This is a genomic window from Streptomyces orinoci (assembly GCF_003121295.1).
In the GTDB taxonomy this organism is placed as follows: domain Bacteria; phylum Actinomycetota; class Actinomycetes; order Streptomycetales; family Streptomycetaceae; genus Streptomyces; species Streptomyces orinoci.
Window position 1 is genome coordinate 483331 of record NZ_PHNC01000031.1, and the last position, 16745, is coordinate 500075.

14 protein-coding genes, 3 tRNA genes and 1 pseudogene are annotated in these 16745 nt (G+C 71.7%); 10 read left to right on the forward strand and 8 right to left on the reverse strand.

Going from position 1 to position 16745, the window contains the following annotated elements; translation table 11 throughout:
- Window positions 1–97 precede the first annotated feature (97 nt).
- The 5 genes from CV755_RS24410 to CV755_RS34340 form a co-directional block, all read right to left on the reverse strand.
- Window positions 98–646 carry a hypothetical protein gene (locus tag CV755_RS24410; RefSeq protein ID WP_109282430.1) on the reverse strand — a complete coding sequence of 183 codons (549 nt, stop codon included), beginning with the start codon at window positions 644–646 and terminating at the stop codon, window positions 98–100.
- Window positions 643–1644 carry a hypothetical protein gene (locus CV755_RS24415; RefSeq protein ID WP_109282431.1) on the reverse strand — a complete coding sequence of 334 codons (1002 nt, stop codon included), beginning with the start codon at window positions 1642–1644 and terminating at the stop codon, window positions 643–645. The genes CV755_RS24410 and CV755_RS24415 overlap by 4 nt, the downstream gene beginning before the upstream one ends.
- The gene (locus CV755_RS24420) at window positions 1641–1841 is read right to left on the reverse strand and encodes a hypothetical protein (protein ID WP_109282432.1); all 201 of its coding nucleotides are present in this window, start codon (window positions 1839–1841) and stop codon (window positions 1641–1643) included. Before CV755_RS24420 ends, CV755_RS24415 begins: the two co-directional genes overlap by 4 nt.
- 75 nt (window positions 1842–1916) lie before the next feature.
- Window positions 1917–2138, reverse strand: a complete 222-nt coding sequence (locus tag CV755_RS34760) for a hypothetical protein (RefSeq protein WP_161968741.1) — start codon at window positions 2136–2138, stop codon at window positions 1917–1919.
- Window positions 2135–2347, reverse strand: coding sequence for a helix-turn-helix domain-containing protein (locus CV755_RS34340; protein ID WP_153068746.1), 213 nt, complete (start codon window positions 2345–2347; stop codon window positions 2135–2137). The genes CV755_RS34760 and CV755_RS34340 overlap by 4 nt, the downstream gene beginning before the upstream one ends.
- Window positions 2348–2686: 339 nt before the next feature.
- On the opposite strand from CV755_RS34340, the gene CV755_RS24430 reads away from it, so the two are divergent.
- The 4 genes from CV755_RS24430 (at window position 2687) to CV755_RS24445 (ending at window position 7014) form a co-directional block, all read left to right on the forward strand.
- Complete coding sequence (locus CV755_RS24430; protein WP_161968742.1) at window positions 2687–3106, forward strand: helix-turn-helix domain-containing protein; 420 nt, start codon at window positions 2687–2689, stop codon at window positions 3104–3106.
- A 26-nt stretch (window positions 3107–3132) separates the two neighbouring features.
- Window positions 3133–3513, forward strand: coding sequence for a hypothetical protein (locus tag CV755_RS24435; protein WP_109282434.1), 381 nt, complete (start codon window positions 3133–3135; stop codon window positions 3511–3513).
- Between the two features lie 89 nt (window positions 3514–3602).
- The gene (locus CV755_RS24440; protein ID WP_109282435.1) at window positions 3603–5267 is read left to right on the forward strand and encodes a recombinase family protein; all 1665 of its coding nucleotides are present in this window, start codon (window positions 3603–3605) and stop codon (window positions 5265–5267) included.
- 94 nt (window positions 5268–5361) lie between these two features.
- Entirely contained in the window at window positions 5362–7014 is a 1653-nt protein-coding gene (locus tag CV755_RS24445) for a long-chain fatty acid--CoA ligase (RefSeq protein WP_109282436.1), read from the forward strand.
- Window positions 7015–7117: 103 nt separating this feature from the next.
- Here the strand turns inward: CV755_RS24445 and CV755_RS24450 are convergent, their stop codons facing one another.
- Window positions 7118–8380: an MFS transporter gene (locus tag CV755_RS24450; RefSeq protein ID WP_109282437.1), complete on the reverse strand. Its 1263-nt coding sequence runs from the start codon at window positions 8378–8380 to the stop codon at window positions 7118–7120.
- A gap of 84 nt (window positions 8381–8464) precedes the next feature.
- On the opposite strand from CV755_RS24450, the gene CV755_RS24455 reads away from it, so the two are divergent.
- Window positions 8465–9046: a TetR/AcrR family transcriptional regulator gene (locus CV755_RS24455; RefSeq protein ID WP_109283490.1), complete on the forward strand. Its 582-nt coding sequence runs from the start codon at window positions 8465–8467 to the stop codon at window positions 9044–9046.
- 67 nt (window positions 9047–9113) lie between these two features.
- Here the strand turns inward: CV755_RS24455 and CV755_RS24460 are convergent, their stop codons facing one another.
- A complete protein-coding gene (locus CV755_RS24460; RefSeq protein WP_109282438.1) occupies window positions 9114–13304 on the reverse strand; it encodes a response regulator in 4191 nt (1396 codons plus the stop codon).
- A 197-nt stretch (window positions 13305–13501) separates the two neighbouring features.
- A complete protein-coding gene (locus CV755_RS24465) occupies window positions 13502–13924 on the reverse strand; it encodes an SSI family serine proteinase inhibitor (RefSeq protein WP_109282439.1) in 423 nt (140 codons plus the stop codon).
- Window positions 13925–14177: 253 nt separating this feature from the next.
- On the opposite strand from CV755_RS24465, the gene CV755_RS24470 reads away from it, so the two are divergent.
- The 5 genes and pseudogenes from CV755_RS24470 to CV755_RS24490 all read left to right on the forward strand — a co-directional run bounded on the left by CV755_RS24470 (window position 14178) and on the right by CV755_RS24490 (window position 16703).
- Window positions 14178–14268, forward strand: a tRNA-Ser gene (locus tag CV755_RS24470).
- A gap of 158 nt (window positions 14269–14426) precedes the next feature.
- Window positions 14427–14499: transfer RNA gene (locus CV755_RS24475), tRNA-Arg, on the forward strand.
- Window positions 14500–14546: 47 nt separating this feature from the next.
- Window positions 14547–14620 (forward strand) — tRNA-Met (locus tag CV755_RS24480).
- Window positions 14621–14796: 176 nt separating this feature from the next.
- Window positions 14797–15096: pseudogene (locus CV755_RS24485) on the forward strand (winged helix-turn-helix domain-containing protein); the annotation flags it as partial.
- A 101-nt stretch (window positions 15097–15197) separates the two neighbouring features.
- Window positions 15198–16703 (forward strand): MFS transporter, encoded by a 1506-nt coding sequence (locus CV755_RS24490; RefSeq protein ID WP_109282441.1) that lies wholly within the window; start codon window positions 15198–15200, stop codon window positions 16701–16703.
- Window positions 16704–16745 lie beyond the last annotated feature (42 nt).

A 16745-nucleotide genomic window follows, 5' to 3' on the forward strand; every position in this document is an offset into this window, starting at 1 on the left:
GCCGGCGTGTGGAGGGGGCAGCGGTAGCCGGTGAGGTACCGGCGGGCGCTCGGAGCGCCGCAGTAGCGGCGCCCCGAGCCGTCCCAGTGGCCGCACTTCACGCGGCCTCATCTCCTGCACCGGGGGCAAGGGCGGGCAGGACCAGCGGCGCCAGACCACCCGAGCGCCACGCCTCGCCGACCAACTCGCGCCCGCCCTTGGCGAACCGCACCGAATGCGACCGCTTGCGGGTGGGCCTGATCTCCACGCCCGGCACCTCGTGCACCTCGCCGGATGTCGGATCGACGACCTGCGGCACGCCGGCCGCGGTCATCTCGTCGAGCAGCCGCTCGGCGAACGCCTCGCGCACGTCCTTGACGATCCGTGTCACGCGCTCGGCCGGGAAGGTCTCCCGTGCCCAGGCGATGAACGCGGCGCGGTCGGTGACCTGCGCGGCCGGTTCACCCCCGGTGAGGCTGACCGTTCCCACCTTGCGCCCGTCCGGCAGTTCCGCGTTGAACTGCCGTGCCCCGCTGGCCTCCTGGGCGGCGTCGAGATGGTGCTGCACCTCGGTCCGGGCCTCTTCGTATGCGGCCTTCACTTCGTCAAGAAGGGCTTTCAGCAAGGCCTCACGGGTGGTCGCCTGCTTGATGTCCTCGGCACTCACGCGGCGCCCCCGGCGGCGTCGAGCAGGTCCTCACGCTGTTCGACCAGCTCGGCGACCGTGGCCTCGGCCGGCGTGTGCCCGTAGTGCGCGGCGAACGCCTCGTCGGCCTCCTCGTTGCTCAACTCCGCTGCACAGGCTGCGTCGTACATCGCGGCCAGGGCGGCGGCGTGCTCGTCGTCCTGGTCCTGGTGCTCCTCGACGACGGCCTCGGCCAGTTGCTGCTCGGCGACGCGGGCCCCGGGCTTGTCCCGTCCGATGGCGGCGAGTTGGTTGAGGTAGTGCTGCGGGACACCGGCCCCCTTGGCGTCCTCCCACACCGCCCGGACGGCGGCGGCATCGCTCGCCCGCCGTGCCTCGGCGAGGAAGTCACGCTGCGGCGCGGCGGCCGACGCGGGCGGCTCCTCCTTGGTGTCCTGCTGGATCTCCCCGGCGATGTAGACCGGGTTGCCTTCCTGGTCCACCACCGCGCCGAGTTCCTCGGGGGTGTAGTGGATGCCGAAGAGGGCTTCCTCGCAGGCATCGCGGGCCACCGCCGAGATGGCGCGGGCCTTGAGCATGGCGGCCGGGTACTTCTTCCATACGTCCTTGCCGAGCAGGCCGGCGCGGCGTGCGTCGTCGATGGTGAACCGGGCCTCGAACGTCCAGTCAGGGTCATCGGTACGGATGATCTGCGCTACGGCACAGGTGGCGTCGCCCTTGATGCGCAGCCGGTGCCCGGCGCGGCGGACGAGGGCGGATATCAGGGCGGCCGACGCGGTCGGCTTGCCCTCGATCACGTGCACACCCGTGATGGCGACCATGGGATGCAGGCCGAGGGACTCGGCGTACTCCACCGCGTAGAGCAAGTTCGCGGGCTGTCCGCGGAACTGACGGGGCAGCAGGCCGGACGCGGCGAACGCCTTGCAGTAATCGAGCTTGGACTCGACCGACATCCGCGGGAGGGCCGGGGCGGCAAGGTGCTGGTGGCTTTGGCGGTCGGCGAGGGCGACGACGGTCATGAGGTGATCCCTTCGGGCGTGGCGAGCAGCGGGTCGAGGACGGCGTCGGTGCTCACCGGGCGCCCTTTTGGCAACTGCCGCTCGACGGCGTCGGCGAGAGCGCGCAGACGTTCGGCAGGCGGGAGCGTGGCCAGCCATGACCACAGCGAGGGCACATCAAGCGCCCTGGGCTGCGGCAGGCGCGTAAAGTCGTGCATTGGACCTCTGTTCCTGGCAGGGAATCGGGTGTCTGTGGGGGCTGTCCGGGTGCGATCCGGGCGGCCCCGTTTTCGTCAGGCTGCGGCGGCCAGGGGCGCCGGCCGGGTGCGATCCGGGGCGGCGGCCTTGTGCAAGCGGCGCAGGATGAACTCGATTTCGTCGGCGCTCTTGGTGCTGCCGACGGCGGCGGCTTCGGCTGCGGCCCGGATGGGCATGGAGTCCCGGCGGGCGCGGGCCCGGTCGAGGACAGCGCGGGCTGCGGCGAACGCCTGCTCGCGGGGAGTGATCACGCTCATGCGGCCCGGTCCTCACTGAGCAAGTCGTCAGCGGTGAGTCCGTAAGCACGCTGGATGGCAGCAAGCCCGGCCGGTCCGGGGACATGGCGGCCGGTCGCCCACCGGTAGACGGTGAGGTACGGCAGTTCCATGCGCCGGGCCATATCGGCAGGCGTGTGATCACCGCGAGCCGCTGCGGCGGCGACCAGGGCGCCGGAGGCATAAGACATGCGTATTCCTTTCGCGAAACAACCGTCTCCGGTCTCTCTCATGCTTGAAACATAGCAGGTTCGTTTCGAGCATGAAAGAAGATGGCCGCGCCGACCCCCTGGTGAAACGTGATCATGAAAGGGGCGTAACCACCCACCTCGGGCGACACCCTGCCAGTACGTGCCGGTACCGTTACTGACGTGACAGCTTCGGCAAAGGAGTCCTAAACTCCGCGTCGAAGACTTGTTCGACAACGAGACGAGCCGCGCACTGCCATGTACTGCAACACGGGGGAGGGTGAACTGTGCCGATCAGTGATCCCGCTGTTGCATCCCTTTCATGCGCGATATCTTTCATGTATGACGTCCCGCGACGACTCCCACACACCAGCCACGTTCGCCCACTGGTTGAAAGAACAACTAAGGCTTCACCGTTACGCAGACCGCGGCGGCCAAACGAGATTCGCCGCGGACAGCGGCATCAGCCCCGCAACCGTGTCCCGGCTACTCCGCGGTGACGGACTCCCGGACCTGCGCACCCTCAACGCACTCTCCGAGGCTCTACAAGTCCCACTCTCCGAGATCCTCGTACGCGCCGGCGTCCTCTCCCCCGAGGACCTCGCCCGGACCGCGACCCGCCCCATCCACCCCGAATCCATCACACCCACACAAGCCGCCCGCGAACTCGGAATCACAAGCCCCGAAGGCGTCAAGGCGTTCGAACGGATGGTGAACGGACTCCGCGCCACCGAACCGGACGACAAACGCGCAAGCGGGTAACAGCACAAGAAAGGCACCGCCCCCTGATGATCACGCGCGCGCAGCTCGCAGTCATCGTCTCCAGCCTCGTGTTCCTCGTCGGCCTCGTCATGGTCGTCGCAGGCGCAGTGCTCGGAACGAACCCCCGACTCGCGGACACCGGCTCAACGGTGGACTTCGCAACCCTGCCTCTCGTGATCCTCGCCATCGTCCGGCACCAGCAATACATCTCCAAGGAGAAAGCGGAAGCATTCCGCCGAGAGGGATACCGCCTCGGTCTCGAACACGCCTCCCGCGGACTCCTCACCCCGCCGCCAGTCACAGACGGCGGCCCGCGAACCCCCGACCCCGACTTGGCAACCGTGCACCGCCTCTACGCGGTGCCCGGCCACGACGACGGCCTCGCCGCTTACCAGCAGGCGCAGTAAGGAGCGGCCCTCTGGCACGCACGCGCTACCGCGGGGGGTAGCGCAGCAGCCACCCCACCACCACAACCAAAGAGGGGGAAGACCGCGCAATGACCGAGCCGTACATCGGTTACATCAGAGTCAGCACGTGGCGAGAGGAGAAGATCAGCCCCGAACTGCAAAAGAAGGCCATCCAAGCGTGGGCGAGCCGTACCGGCCGGCGCATCATCGCTTGGATCGAAGACCTCGACATGACCGGCCGCAACTTCAAGCGGAAGATCATGCGCGGCATTGAGATGGTCGAGCACGGACAGGCCCGCGGCATAGCCGTCTGGAAGTACAACCGCTTCGGCCGCAACGACCTCGGCATAGCCGTCAACCTCGCCCGCCTCGAAAAGATCGGCGGTCAACTCCAGTCCGCCACAGAGGAGATCGACGCCTCCACCGCCGTCGGCAAGTTCAACAGGTCAATCCTCTTCGACCTGGCCGTCTTCGAATCCGACCGCGCCGGCGAACAGTGGAAGGAAGCCCACGCCCACCGCCGCGCCATGCAGCTCCCCGCCACCGGCGGACACCGATTCGGCTACATCTGGCACCCCCGCCGCGTCCCCGACCCCGAGCGACTCGGCGAGTGGAAGCTGCAAGACGAGTGGTACCAGGTCCACGAACACCAAGCCCCCTACGCGGAAACCGCCTACGAGCGAAAGGTCGAAGGCACCGGCTTCAACAACCTCGTCCACTGGTACAACGGCGCCGGCATGCGCACCAGCCGCGGCGGACTCTGGTACGTCTCCAGCCTCATCCGCTACATGGACAGCGGCTTCGCCGCCGGCCTCCTGCGCATCCACGACCCCGCATGCAAATGCGCCTACGGCGAGAACAACGGGTGCATCAACAACCGGTGGATCTTCATTCCCGGCGCTCACGAACCCATCATCTCGTGGGACCTATGGGAGGCATACCTAAAGCACAGGCAGGACACCAAGAAGACCCCACCGCGGGCCCGCAAAGCCAGCTACGCCCTTACCGGCCTCGTCCGGCACAACCTGTGCCGCCACCACCTCAGCGCCGCCTCCGACAGCGGTCGGCACGACGGCAAGAACGTGCGCGGTCACTACTACGTGTGCAGCCAGTACAAGCACCGCGGCAAGCAGGCATGCCCCCAGAACATCAACGCCCGACGCCTCGACGTCGAAACAGAAGTACGCCGGTGGCTCAAACGAGAAGCCGCTGCCGGCATCGACGCAGCACCGGCCACCGGGCAGACGCCTACCGCCAAGGACGAGCGAGCCATTGCGGCGCGCGAGCGGGCCCACCTGCAAGTCGAACTGGCCAAGACCGAGAAGGCACTCGACAGACTCGTCACCGACTCGGCCCTCAACCCGGACAAGTACCCCGAGGACGTGTTCGCCCGAGTACGCGACCAATTCACCAGAGAAAAAGCCCGCCTTACCGCCGAGCTGAACAAGGTCGCCGAAGTGGAAAGCATGCCCATGGCCGAGGACTTCCGCCCCATCGTCGTCGGACTCGCCGAAGAATGGGACACCCTCCTCGTTCAGGAGAAGAACGCGTTGCTCAAGCAGGTCATCCGCCGGGTAGTCGTCGGGTACGCAGACGACGGCAAGAAGCGCAACCGCGGAATCGTCGTCCAGGTGCACCCCGTATGGGAGCGGGACCCATGGGAGCCCATCAAGGGCGAAATCCTCGCCCGCGCAGACACCCCCCTCGCCGACGAAGCCCCGGACAAGCGGCCGACCGCCCTTGAGAACGCCTGAGCAACACACCCGAGGTAGTGACTTACCAGCGGGAACCCCAGCACAATCACCCGGAGCAACCACCGCGTAACCGGCCCTCCGGGAGGCACCCCCGATGCAGAGCACCATGCAGGACGTACCGCTTCTGGTCTCGCGGATCTTGACCCATGGGTCAACCATCCATGCCAAAGCCGAAGTTCGCACCTGGACCGGGGAGACCACCCGACGCCGGACCTACGCCGAGGTAGGCACCCGCGCCGCCCAACTCGCCCACGCCCTCCGCGACGAACTCGGAGTGCACGAGTCGGACATCGTCGGCACGCTCATGTGGAACAACGCGGAACACCTTGAGGCATACCTCGCCGTCCCCTCCATGGGCGCGGTACTCCACACCCTCAATCTGCGGCTGCCCGCCGAGCAACTCGCCTGGATCATCAACCATGCCGCGGACCCCGTCATCATCGTGGACGGGAGCCTCCTGCCGCTCCTCGCGGCACTGATGCCGCACTTGCCCACCGTGCGGCACGTGGTCGTCAGCGGCCCCGGTGACCGCTCGGTGCTCGACGGCACCGCCGCCACCGTGCACGACTACGAGCAACTGATCGCCGGCCGCCCGACGTCGTACGACTGGCCCGAGCTGGACGAACGCAGCGCCGCGGCCCTGTGCTACACCTCCGGCACCACGGGGGAGCCCAAGGGCGTGGTCTACAGCCACCGTTCCATCTACCTGCATTCCATGCAGATCAGCATGGCCGAGTCCTTCGGGCTGTCACCCGCCCACTGTTGTGCCCCTTTGGTTCCCATGTTCCATGTCAACGCCTGGGGGCTGCCGCACGCGGCGTTTATGTCCGGCGCCTCCCTGATGATGCCGGACCGCTTTCTGCAGCCCGCGCCGCTGGCCGAGATGATCGAGCGGGAGCGGCCCACCATGACCGCCGGGGTGCCCACCATCTGGCAGGGGCTGCTGGCCGAGCTGGACGCCCGGCCCCGGAATGTCTCCTCGCTCCAGGCGGTGATCAGCGGCGGTTCGGCCTGCCCGCCCTCGCTGATGAAGGACTTCGAGGTGCGGCATGGGCTGCGGGTGGTGCAGGCGTGGGGGATGACCGAGACCTCCCCGCTGGGGGCGATGGCCTACCCGCCGCCGGAGCTGGACGCGGAGGAGTCCTGGCCGTACCGGATCAGCCAGGGGCGGCTGCCCGCCTCGGTGGAGGCCCGGCTGGCCGGGCCGGACGGGCGGCTGCTGCCCTGGGACGGGAAGTCGGCGGGCGAGCTGGAGGTACGCGGGCCGTGGATCGCGGCCGCCTACTACGGGGGCGCGGGGTGCGAACCGGTGCGGCCGGAGGACAAGTTCAGCCCCGACGGCTGGCTGCGCACCGGTGATGTGGGGACCATCAGCCCCGACGGCTATCTGACCATCACCGACCGGGCCAAGGACGTCATCAAGTCCGGGGGCGAGTGGATCTCCTCGGTGGAGCTGGAGAACCATCTGATGGCCCACCCGGAGGTGACGGAGGCGGCGGTGGTGGCCGTCCCTGACGAGAAGTGGGGTGAACGGCCGCTGGCCGCCGTGGTGTTGCGGGACGGCTCCGCGCTGACCTGCCAGGAGCTGCACGCGTTCCTGAGCGGACGGGTGGCGCGCTGGCAGCTGCCGGAACGGTGGGTACGGGTGCCGGTGGTGCCCAAGACCTCGGTGGGGAAGTTCGACAAGAAGGTGCTGCGTCAGCGGTATGCGGACGGGGAGCTGGAGGTGAGCGTGCTGGGACGGTGAGTGCGGTGCCGGGCGGGTGCGGCGCCGTTTCCCCGGCTTCGGTGCGCTGTGATCACCAGCGTGCCGCAGGCGGAAACGAGTGCCGCACCCGCCGGCAGGCGGCTCAGCCCCGCGTCCCCGCGACGGGCCGGAGCCACCCCAGCAGCCCCACCGCCACGCAGGCGCAGGCGATCACACACACCCCGTTCCAGCCCCAGGCTCCGAACGCCGGCCCGGCCAGGGCGGACGCCCCGGCCCCGGCGAGAAACGCCGAGCCGACATAGGCCGTGTTGGCCGTGGACGGGGCATCCGTGGCCGCCAACGCCCGGGTCTGGTTGGCCACTTGCCCGGCGACGAACCCGGCATGGATGAGCACCGCGGCCACGCACAGCGCCCACAACTGCCGCCCGCCCAGCCAGAACAGCGGCACCGACACCGCCACCAGCACATACCCGGCCGCCAGCACCCGCCCGGTACCGAAGCGGTCGATGAACACTCCGCAGACCGGTGCCGCCACCGTGGAGGCCAGTCCGAACAGGCCGAACAGTCCGGCGGTGCCGGTGGACAGGTGGTACGGGCCGGAGGGCGCGGTCAGCAGCAGCGTCACCGCGGTCCACAGCGCGCTCCAGGCGCCGAACAGTCCGCCCTGGCGCAGACAGGCGGCACGCAGCACGGGTGAGGAGATCACCAGGCGGGGCAGTGAGGCGGCGGCCCGCAGCGGGTGGGAGGCGCGGCGGGGGCGGGTTTCCGGCGGCAGCAGCGCGGTGGTCAGCAGCCCCACCGCCACCGTCAGTACCGCCGCGCCCCAGAAGACGGCGCGCCAGCCGAAGGCCTGGCCGGCCAGTCCGCCCAGCACCCGGGCCGCCACCCCGCCGGTGAACAGTCCGGCCACCACGGCGGACACATGGCGCGCCCGCCGCTCGGCCGGGGCCCGCTCGGCCACCAGCGGCACCAGCAGCTGGGGCACCACGGTCGCGGCGCAGGCCACCAGTACGGCCGCCGCCAGGGCGGGCAGTCCGGGCGCCAGGGCGGCCACCACCAGCGCCAGCCCGGTCACCACCGAGAGCACGGCCACCAGACGCCGGCGGTCGGCGGTGTCGCCGAGCGGGGCGAAGAACAGCAGCCCCAGGGCATAGCCGAGCTGGGCCACCGAGGCCACCCAGCCGGCGCCGGAGGCGGGTATGCCAAAGCCCCGGGCTATCAGGGCGAGCAGCGGGATGGCCAGGTAGACATTGGCCGCGGTGACCGCCGTACACAGGGCGATCACCCCCAGCGGAACTCCGCGCGGCCGCCCGGACGGGGCGGCTGCCAAGGCGGGTCCGGCGGCGGGCCCGGGGGCGGACGGGGAGCGCTGCTCGGCGCGGGTGGCGGTGGACGGGGAAGGCATGGGGGGCTCCTAACCAACTGGTTGGTTGTGATCTTCGGCCAGGCCGCCCCGTCTGTCAACCAAACGGTTGGTTACCATGTCGCCATGGCAGCTCCCCGCGACCCCGAAGCGACAAAGGCCCGCATCTTCGACGCGGCCACCGCAGAGTTCGCCGCCCATGGCATCGCCGGCGCGCGGATGGACCGCATCGCCCGCGAGGCCAAGGCCAACAAGCAGCTGATCTATGCCTATTTCGGGAACAAGGCGGAACTGTTCTCCCAGGTGCTGGAGAAGCGGCTGACCCAGCTGGCGGTGGATGTACCGGTGGACGCCCAGGACCTGGACGGCTGGCTGGACCGCCTGATGGACTACCACCAGGCCAACCCGGAGCTGATCCGGCTCTTGTACTGGGAGGGCCTGGAGTACGGCAATGGCGCCTTCCCACGCGAGGAGACCCGCCGGGAGCACTACGACCGCAAGGTGGAAGCCTTCGCCGAGGCCCAGCGGCAGGGCGCCATCAGTTCCGACATCCCCGCCGCCGACCTGCTCTTCATGCTGATCGCCCTGGTCTCCTGGCCCAGCGTGCAGCCGCATATGCGGCGGCTGCTGACCGGGGACGGCGAGCAGGACCGCGAGCGGCTGCGCTCCTCGATCAGGACCGCCGCCCACCGGATGACCCGGCGCTGACCGCCGGACCGCCCGGTGGGGGCGGGATCAGCCGTCGTCCGCCCGGACCGCCCCGGTGCGGGCGGGATCAGCCCGCGTCCGCGCCGATCTTGCCCAGCAGGTCCACGATCCGGGTCTGCACCTCCGCGCTGGTGGACCGCTCGGCCAGGAAGAGCACCGTCTCGCCCGAGGCCAGTCCGGGCAGTTGGGCCGGGTCCATGCCCGCCGAGGTGTAGACCACCAGCGGCGTCCGGCTGAGCAGGCCGTTGGCGCGCAGCCAGTCGATGATCCCGGCGCGCCGGCGGCGTACCTGCATCAGGTCCATCACCACCAGGTTGGGCCGGAGCTGCCCGGCCAGGGTGACCGCCTCGCTGTCGGTGGCGGCACAGGCGACCTGTACCCCGCGCCGTTCCAGGGTCGCGGTCAGCGCGTTGGCGATCGGCTCATGCTCCTCGATCAGCAGCACCCGGGCCGGGTGCATCTCGCTGTCCCGGGGGGCCAGCGCCTTGAGCAGCACCGCGGGATCGGCGCCATAGGCGGCCTCCCGGGTGGCCTGCCCCAGGCCCGCCGTCACCAGCACCGGCACCTCATTGGCCACCGCCGCCTGACGCAGCGACTGAAGCGCGGTACGGGTGATCGGGCCGGTCAGCGGGTCCACGAACAGGGCGGCCGGGTAGGCGGAGATCTGCGCGTCCACCTCCTCCCGGGAGTGCACGATCACCGGACGGTAGCCACGGGCGGTGAGCGCCTGCTCGGTGGACGCGTCCGGCGCGGGCCACACCAGCAGCCGGCGCGGGTTGTCCAGCGGCTCGGGGGGCAGCTCGTCGTCCACCGGCGGGCGGGGGGCCGTCGGCCTGGTGATCTGGCCGGGCTCCGCACCGGCCGGGATCTCCACCGCGCCATTGGGCCCGTCCAGCGGCTCGGGTCCCTCCGCGCCCTCGTCCGGGGCGCCGATGGCGAAGGCCCGGCCCTCCGGAGCGGGCGCCGGGCGCGCGCCGGCCTTGGCCTCGCGCTCGCCCTCCGCCGGGTTGGCGAGCTTGCGCCGCCGGCCGGAACCCACACCGGTACCGCCGGGCGGGGTCGCGTCGGCGGGCATGGCGAAGGGCGCGCCCTGCCCCAGCGTGCGCACACTGATCGGCCGCGCGGCCGCCTCGGGCCTGGTCTGCTGCGCGCCGCCGGGTTCCTCGGCCAGCGGCCGCCGGGCCCGTCGCCGGGCGCCCGGGTTCTCGGGTACGGGCGGCTGCCCGCCGTCCCCACTGGGCCCCCGGTGGGTCCCCGGACGACCGGGCGCCTCCGGGCCCTGCTGCGCGGGCTGTTCCCCGTCAGGCGCGGCCGTCACCGACGCCTCGGTGGCCACCGAACCGTCCGGCGCCGACGGCGCGTTGAGCGGCCGGCGCCCGGCGGGCACGCCGGGGGCGGGGTGCTCGCCGGGGGCGAGGAAGGCGCTGGTGCCGCCGACGCCGGCGGGCCCGGTGTGTGCGGCGTACCCGCCGGGGCCGGCCGCGGTGGACGGTCCTTCGTGCGGCGCGGCACCGCTGTGGGCGGGGGGCGCGGCCGGCCCCTCGGGTGGGGCCGAACCGCCTGGCGCGGTGGGGCGGTTGGGCTCGTCGGGGGCGAGGAAGGCACTGGTGCCGCCGCGCCCGCCCGGTGCGGTGTGCGGGGCGTATCCGCCGGGGGTGCTCGCCGTGGACGGCCCCTCGTGCGCGGCCGAACCGCCCTGCCCGGCAGGGCTGTTGTGCTCCCCCGGGGCAAGGAAGGCGCCGGGAGCGCCCGGTCCGGCATGGGGGCCCGGCGCGCCGTACCCGTCCGCCGTGGACGGCCCCTCCTGGGCGGCCGGACCGCCGGGTGCGGAGGGGTGGTTACGGCCTGCCGGAACGCCGGAGGCGTTGGCGTCGCCGGCCGCCGAACCACCGTGCGCCGCCGCGCCGTTGAGCCCCGCGGGGCCGGCCGGTGCGCCGGGCCGGCCGTATGCGCCGGGGCCGGCGGCCGCCGCCGGGCCGTCGGGAGCGTCCGAACCGCCATGCGGGGCCGGACCGTTGGGCGCACCCGCGCCCCCCGGCCCGTCGGGACGCGGCGAGTTGCCGGGCGCGACCGGCCAGCCATGCGCCCCCGGCACCCCCTCCGCACCGGAAGGACCGCCGGAGCCACCCGGCACCGCGGCCGTGCCCGGACCGCCCGGGGCGGCCACGGCCTCGGGCGCGTCCGGAGCCGCCGCCGCCCCCCGGGCCGCCTGGGGCGGGACCGAGGGGTCCGGGGCGGGGGCATAGGGCGGGCGCGGGCCATCGGTGCGGTCGGCGTCGGCGGGGGGCAGGGCGAAGGCGGTGCGCGGGGCGTCCGGTTCGGTGTCCGCCTGGCCGGGGATGGGGCGCTCGGGGACCTCGGCGACGGCACGCCGGGCCCGGCGGCCGGCGGGAGCGGGGGCCGCCTCGGCGGTGGCGTCGGAACCGGGCGCACGGTCCGCCGCCGCGGGCGGCAGCGCGAACGCGGCCCGGGGCGCCTCGGGTTCGGCCGCCTCGCGGCGGGCCCGGCGGCCGCCGCCCGGCTGCGCGGGCACCCGGCCGGCGCCGGAGGTCTCCTCGGCGGCGGGCGCCCGCCGCCGCCCGGTCGGCTGGGCCGGAACGGTCTCCGGCCGCTCGCCCTCGGCGCCCTCGGCGGCATCCCGCCGGGCACGCCGCCCGCTGCCCGGCTCGGGGGCGGGAGCGGCGGGGGGAGCAGGAGTCTGCGGGGCCCGGGGCGCGGGCATCGGCATTATGGTCGTGCCGCTGCCGATGCTGGCGGGCGATTCGGGACGCTCCGGCGCCGCCGTCACCGGCCCGGCGGCCGCGGTCAGCGGCACCTCCAGGACATACGCCTGGCCGCCCGCCGCCCCCGGCAGCTCATGGGTCTGCAGCACTCCGCCGTGCCGGCGGATCACCGAGCGCACGATCGGCTGGTGCACCGGGTCCCCCCCGGCGTACGGGCCGCGCACCTCGATGCGTACCACCGTGTCCCGCTTGGCGGCGGCCACCACAATGGTGGAGTCCCCGGACGGCGGGCCGCCGGCGGGGGCGTTGCCGGTGGAGTCCACCCCGGCCACATCGGCGATCAGATGGGCCAGCGCCCGGGCGAACCACTCCGGGTCGATCTCGGCCTCCAGCTCGGGCGCGTGCACCGCGAACTGGGCGCGGCCCGGCCCGATCAGCTCGACGGCGCCCTCCACACCGGCCGCCACCACCTCGTCCAGCGCGGCCGGTTCCCGCACCAGCTTGCTCTCGCCGGCCTCCAGCCGCTGGTGGGCCAGGACGTTGTCCACCAGCTTGGCCATCCGCCCGTATCCGGCGGCCAGATGGTGCAGGATCTGGTTGGCCTCCGGCCACAGCTGCCCGGCCGGATCGTCGGCCAGCGAGCCCAGTTCGGCCCGCAGTTCCTTCAGCGGGCCGCGCAGCGAACCCTCCAGCAGCTCCAGCAACTGCTGGTGACGGGCGGCCAGCGCGTCATAGGGGCGGCGGTCGGTGAAGGTCATCACGGCGCCCACCAGCTGGTCGCCGTCGCGCACCGGGGCGGTGGTCAGGTCCACCGGCACCGAGCGGCCGTCCTTGGCCCACAGCACCTGCCCGCGCACCCGGTGCTTACGGCCGGAGCGCAGGGTGTCGGCGATCGGCGACTCCTCGTAGGGGAAGGGCGAGCCGTCCGCGCGGGAGTGGTGGATCAGCGGGTGCAGCTCACGGCCGCCCAGGTCGCTGGCCCGGTAGCCGAGGATCTGCGCGGCGGAGGGGTTGACCAGGACGACCTTGCCCGCGGTGTCCACCCCCACCACGCCCTCGGCCGCGGCACGCAGGATCATCTCGGTCTGCCGCTGCTGGCGGGCGAGTTCGGCCTCGGTGTCCAGGGTGCCGGTGAGGTCCCGTACGACGATCATCAGGAGCTCGTCGCCGGTGTACCCGGCGTGCGCGTCGGCGTAAGGGGTGCGGCCGTCCTCCAGGTTGGCGCTGGTCACCTCGACCGGGAACTCGGTGCCATCGGTGCGCCGGGCGATCATCCGGGTGGGCCGGGTGCGTCCGGCGTTCTTCTCCTCCTCCGGCAGCCGCATCGATCCGGGGATGCGGCGCGAGTCGAAGGAGGGCAGCAGATCCAGCAGCCCGCGCCCGACCAGGCCGGTGCCCGGCACCTCGAAGGTCTCCAGGGCGATGTGGTTGGCGTTGACGACCGTACCGTTGCAGTTGACCAGCAACAGCGCGTCCGGAAGGGCGTCGAGTATGGCTGCGAGGCGAGCAGCGCCTCGGGATGGCCTGCTGCTCACTGCGACGCATCCTCCCTGGTTACCGCACGTGCCACCGCCGGGCCGGTGCCCCAGCGCCCGGCTGGGGGACTGCCGCCGTTCCGGCGTGTTGTCGGAGGGAAGTCTACGGGCTGTGGAGTCCGGTGCGACGGCGGATGAGGGGTGTGCGGGACCCGCCGCGTGTCGCCGCCGCCCCGCTCACCCGGCGTCCGCACCGGCTAACGCGAACTCCCCAGCAGGCGCGAGAACTTGTTCCAGCGGGCGATCTCACAGCCGTTGAGACGGCTGAAATCGGCGCTGACCGGGCGTCCCGCCCAGGTGCCGCCGACATGGGCCCGCTCCGGCCCGCCGTAGATCATCGAGCAGTTACTGGCGGGTGGCACCGGTGCGAAGGGGTCGCTGCCCCAGCGGGTCAGCTGGTCCAGCTGGCGGCAGGCCTCGCCGGGGTGCGGCGCGGTGCCCCCGGTGGGGTGGCAGTAGAGGTCATAGCTGCCGTCATGGGTGGTGTCCCGGAGGGTGACCGTGAGGTGGTCCATCGGCTCGGGGGCGGGCAGCGGGATGGGGACGGCCGTGGCGGTGGCCGTCCCGAGCAGGGCGGGGGCCAGGGCGAGGGTGCCGAGCAGCAGACGGCGCAGGGGCATCGGTACTCCAGGACTGAGGGACGGGTGGCGGGCTTGCCGCCAAGACGGCGCGCTTGCCGCTGCGAGCGGCGGGGCTTGCCATGACGAGCGGCGGGGCTTGCACCTCTAACGCGCCGGGCCGGTGCGCGTTGCGCGCCGGGAAAGTGCTTTGCCCCGTCGGTGCAAAGCCCGGTACCGTAGAGTGCGATTGGTGATCGGCCCGCGGGCTGTGTCATCATCTGCAACGCAACACTCGCGCTCGCGCGGGTGTGCTGGAGGCGTCGCCTAGTCCGGTCTATGGCGCCGCACTGCTAATGCGGTTTCGGCTTTAAAGCTGATCGAGGGTTCAAATCCCTCCGCCTCCGCAGCCGGAGCCCCGGTCGTCCTAGGACGACCGGGGCTCTTCTGTTTGGTGTTTGCGCAGGTCAGGCCGGGTGCGCTTAACGGATTTCGTCTCTCGGCGGGGTTCATGTAATGTTGTTCCCGCAACGCCGACCGGCCGGGAAAACCGCCGGGAAGCCAAGCGCTCGTAGCTTAACGGATAGAGCACTTGACTACGGATCAAGAGGTTGCAGGTTCGAATCCTGCCGAGCGCGCAGCCGAGAGGTTGACATCGAGGTATTGATGTCGGTCTTTCGATCGTCGCGGGGTGGAGCAGCTCGGTAGCTCGCTGGGCTCATAACCCAGAGGTCGCAGGTTCAAATCCTGTCCCCGCTACTGGAGCCCAGGGCCCGGCACTCAGGTGCCGGGCCCTGGGTGTTTTTCCGTACGCGGCCCCGTTCGCGGCCCCGTCCGCACCGCGTTTTCTCAGGTGATTCCCAGACGGCGGCAAGAAGCCTCTCACCGGCGGGCATCACGCTGTGCGCATGACCCTTACAGCTACTGATGCGCGGGTGCTGGTCGTGGGGGATCTGGTGCTCGACGAGGAGAGCCGCGAGTGTTCCCGGGGCGGTGTCCCGGTCCGGCTCACCGGTACCGAGTTCGCGCTGCTGCGCTTTCTGATGCGCAACCCCGGCCGGGTGCTGGGCAAGGCGCAGATCCTGGAGCGGGTGTGGTCCCACGGCTTCTGTCCGGGGGCCCGGGCCAATGTGGTCGAGCTCTATATCTCCTACCTGCGGAAGAAGATCGATGCCGGACGGCCGCCGATGATCCACACCCGGCGTGGGGTGGGGTATCTGCTCAAGCCGGCCTGAGCCAGGGCGGGACCGCTCGCCGAAAAAACTCTTGTACGCCGTATGGCGGCCCTTGTACGGTGTACGACGACCATCGCTCGTACACCGTACAAGGAGTTGCCATGACGGCGTCCACCGCTGCTGCCGCCACCCGGCCACCGCGCCATGCCACACGCTGGGTGATCCTCGGTGCGATCTGTCTGGCGCAGCTCACCGTCCTGCTGGACAACACCGTGCTCACCGTGGCGATCCCCTCCCTGACCCGGGAGATGGGCGCCGCCACCTCCGACATCCAGTGGATGATCAACGCCTATTCACTGGTGCAGTCCGGCCTGCTGCTGACGGCCGGCAACGCCGCCGACCGCTATGGCCGCAAGAAGATGCTGGCCACCGGGCTGGTGCTGTTCGGACTGGGCTCGCTGTGCGCGGCCCTCTCCCAGACCACGGGTGAACTGATCGCCGCCCGGGCCGGGATGGGCGTCGGCGGCGCGCTGCTGATGACCACCACCCTGGCCGTGGTGATGCAGGTCTTCGACGCCGAGGAGCGCACCAGGGCCATCGGCATCTGGGGCGCGGTGGCCTCGCTGGGCTTCGCGGCCGGACCGCTGATCGGCGGCGCGCTGCTGGCCCGGTTCTGGTGGGGCTCCATCTTCCTGGTCAACCTCCCGGTGGCCGCGCTGGCTCTGGTGGCGGTGGTCCGGCTGGTGCCGGAGTCCAAGAACCCGGCCGGGGAGCGGCCCGATGTGCTGGGCGCGGTGCTCTCCACCATAGGTATGACCGGAGTGGTCTTCGCCATCATCAACGGCCCGCAGCATGGCTGGACTTCGAGCTGGGTGGTGGTATCGGCGCTGGTGGGAGCTGTGGTGCTGGCGCTGTTCGCCCTGTGGGAGCGCCGGATCGAGCACCCCATGCTCGATATGCACTTCTTCGCCGACCGGCGCTTTGTGGGCGCGGTGACCGGCGGCATCCTGGTGGCCTTCGGGCTGGGCGGCTCCATCTTCCTGCTCACCCAGCACCTCCAACTGGTGCTCGGCTACGGGCCGTTGGCCACCGGTCTGCGGATGACGCCGCTGGCGCTGATGGTGGTGGTGCTCAACCTCACCGGTGTGGGCGCCCGGCTGCTGGGCAAGGTGGGCACCCCGCTGAGCATCGCCCTGGGCATGGGGCTGCTGGCCGCCGGCCTGGCCGCGGTGGCGGTGCTGGGGGCGCACCACTACCCCGGGATGTGCTTCGGCCTGGTCCTGATGGGAACCGGTCTGGCCCTCGCCTCGCCCGCCATGGCCAACGCCATCATGTCGGCGATCCCGGCCGAGAAGGCGGGCGTGGGGGCCGGAGTCAACGGCACCCTGGCGGAGTGCGGCAACGGGCTGGGGGTCGCCGTGCTGGGCGCGGTGCTCAACTCCCGCTTCGGTGCCCTGCTTCCGGCGGTGGCGGCCGGCGCGGTCTCGCTGCCGGAGGCGCTGGGACGGGCCCGTACCGGCGCCCAGCGTGCCGAGGTGGCCGATGCCTTCGCCTCCGGGGTGCACACCGCGCAACTGGTGGGGGCGGCGGCGGTGCTGGCCGGCGGTCTGCTGGCGGCGGTGCTGCTGCGCCGGGCGGAGCTGACCGGTGACGGGCAAGCCGCTTAGCATTCGACCCGTACCATCACCGGCGCAGCCGAGAGGAAAGCC

Excerpts from the sequence above, each read along its gene's own strand:
- CV755_RS24440 (WP_109282435.1), top strand. The coding sequence starts at position 3,603 with ATGACCGAGCCGTACATCGGTTACATCAGAGTCAGCACGTGGCGAGAG.
- CV755_RS34340 (WP_153068746.1), bottom strand. The coding sequence starts at position 2,347 with ATGTCTTATGCCTCCGGCGCCCTGGTCGCCGCCGCAGCGGCTCGCGGT.
- CV755_RS24455 (WP_109283490.1), top strand. The coding sequence starts at position 8,465 with ATGGCAGCTCCCCGCGACCCCGAAGCGACAAAGGCCCGCATCTTCGAC.
- CV755_RS24415 (WP_109282431.1), bottom strand. The coding sequence starts at position 1,644 with ATGACCGTCGTCGCCCTCGCCGACCGCCAAAGCCACCAGCACCTTGCC.
- CV755_RS34760 (WP_161968741.1), bottom strand. The coding sequence starts at position 2,138 with ATGAGCGTGATCACTCCCCGCGAGCAGGCGTTCGCCGCAGCCCGCGCT.
- CV755_RS24445 (WP_109282436.1), top strand. The coding sequence starts at position 5,362 with ATGCAGAGCACCATGCAGGACGTACCGCTTCTGGTCTCGCGGATCTTG.
- CV755_RS24465 (WP_109282439.1), bottom strand. The coding sequence starts at position 13,924 with ATGCCCCTGCGCCGTCTGCTGCTCGGCACCCTCGCCCTGGCCCCCGCC.
- CV755_RS24450 (WP_109282437.1), bottom strand. The coding sequence starts at position 8,380 with ATGCCTTCCCCGTCCACCGCCACCCGCGCCGAGCAGCGCTCCCCGTCC.
- CV755_RS24435 (WP_109282434.1), top strand. The coding sequence starts at position 3,133 with ATGATCACGCGCGCGCAGCTCGCAGTCATCGTCTCCAGCCTCGTGTTC.
- CV755_RS24420 (WP_109282432.1), bottom strand. The coding sequence starts at position 1,841 with ATGCACGACTTTACGCGCCTGCCGCAGCCCAGGGCGCTTGATGTGCCC.
- CV755_RS24490 (WP_109282441.1), top strand. The coding sequence starts at position 15,198 with ATGACGGCGTCCACCGCTGCTGCCGCCACCCGGCCACCGCGCCATGCC.
- CV755_RS24430 (WP_161968742.1), top strand. The coding sequence starts at position 2,687 with ATGACGTCCCGCGACGACTCCCACACACCAGCCACGTTCGCCCACTGG.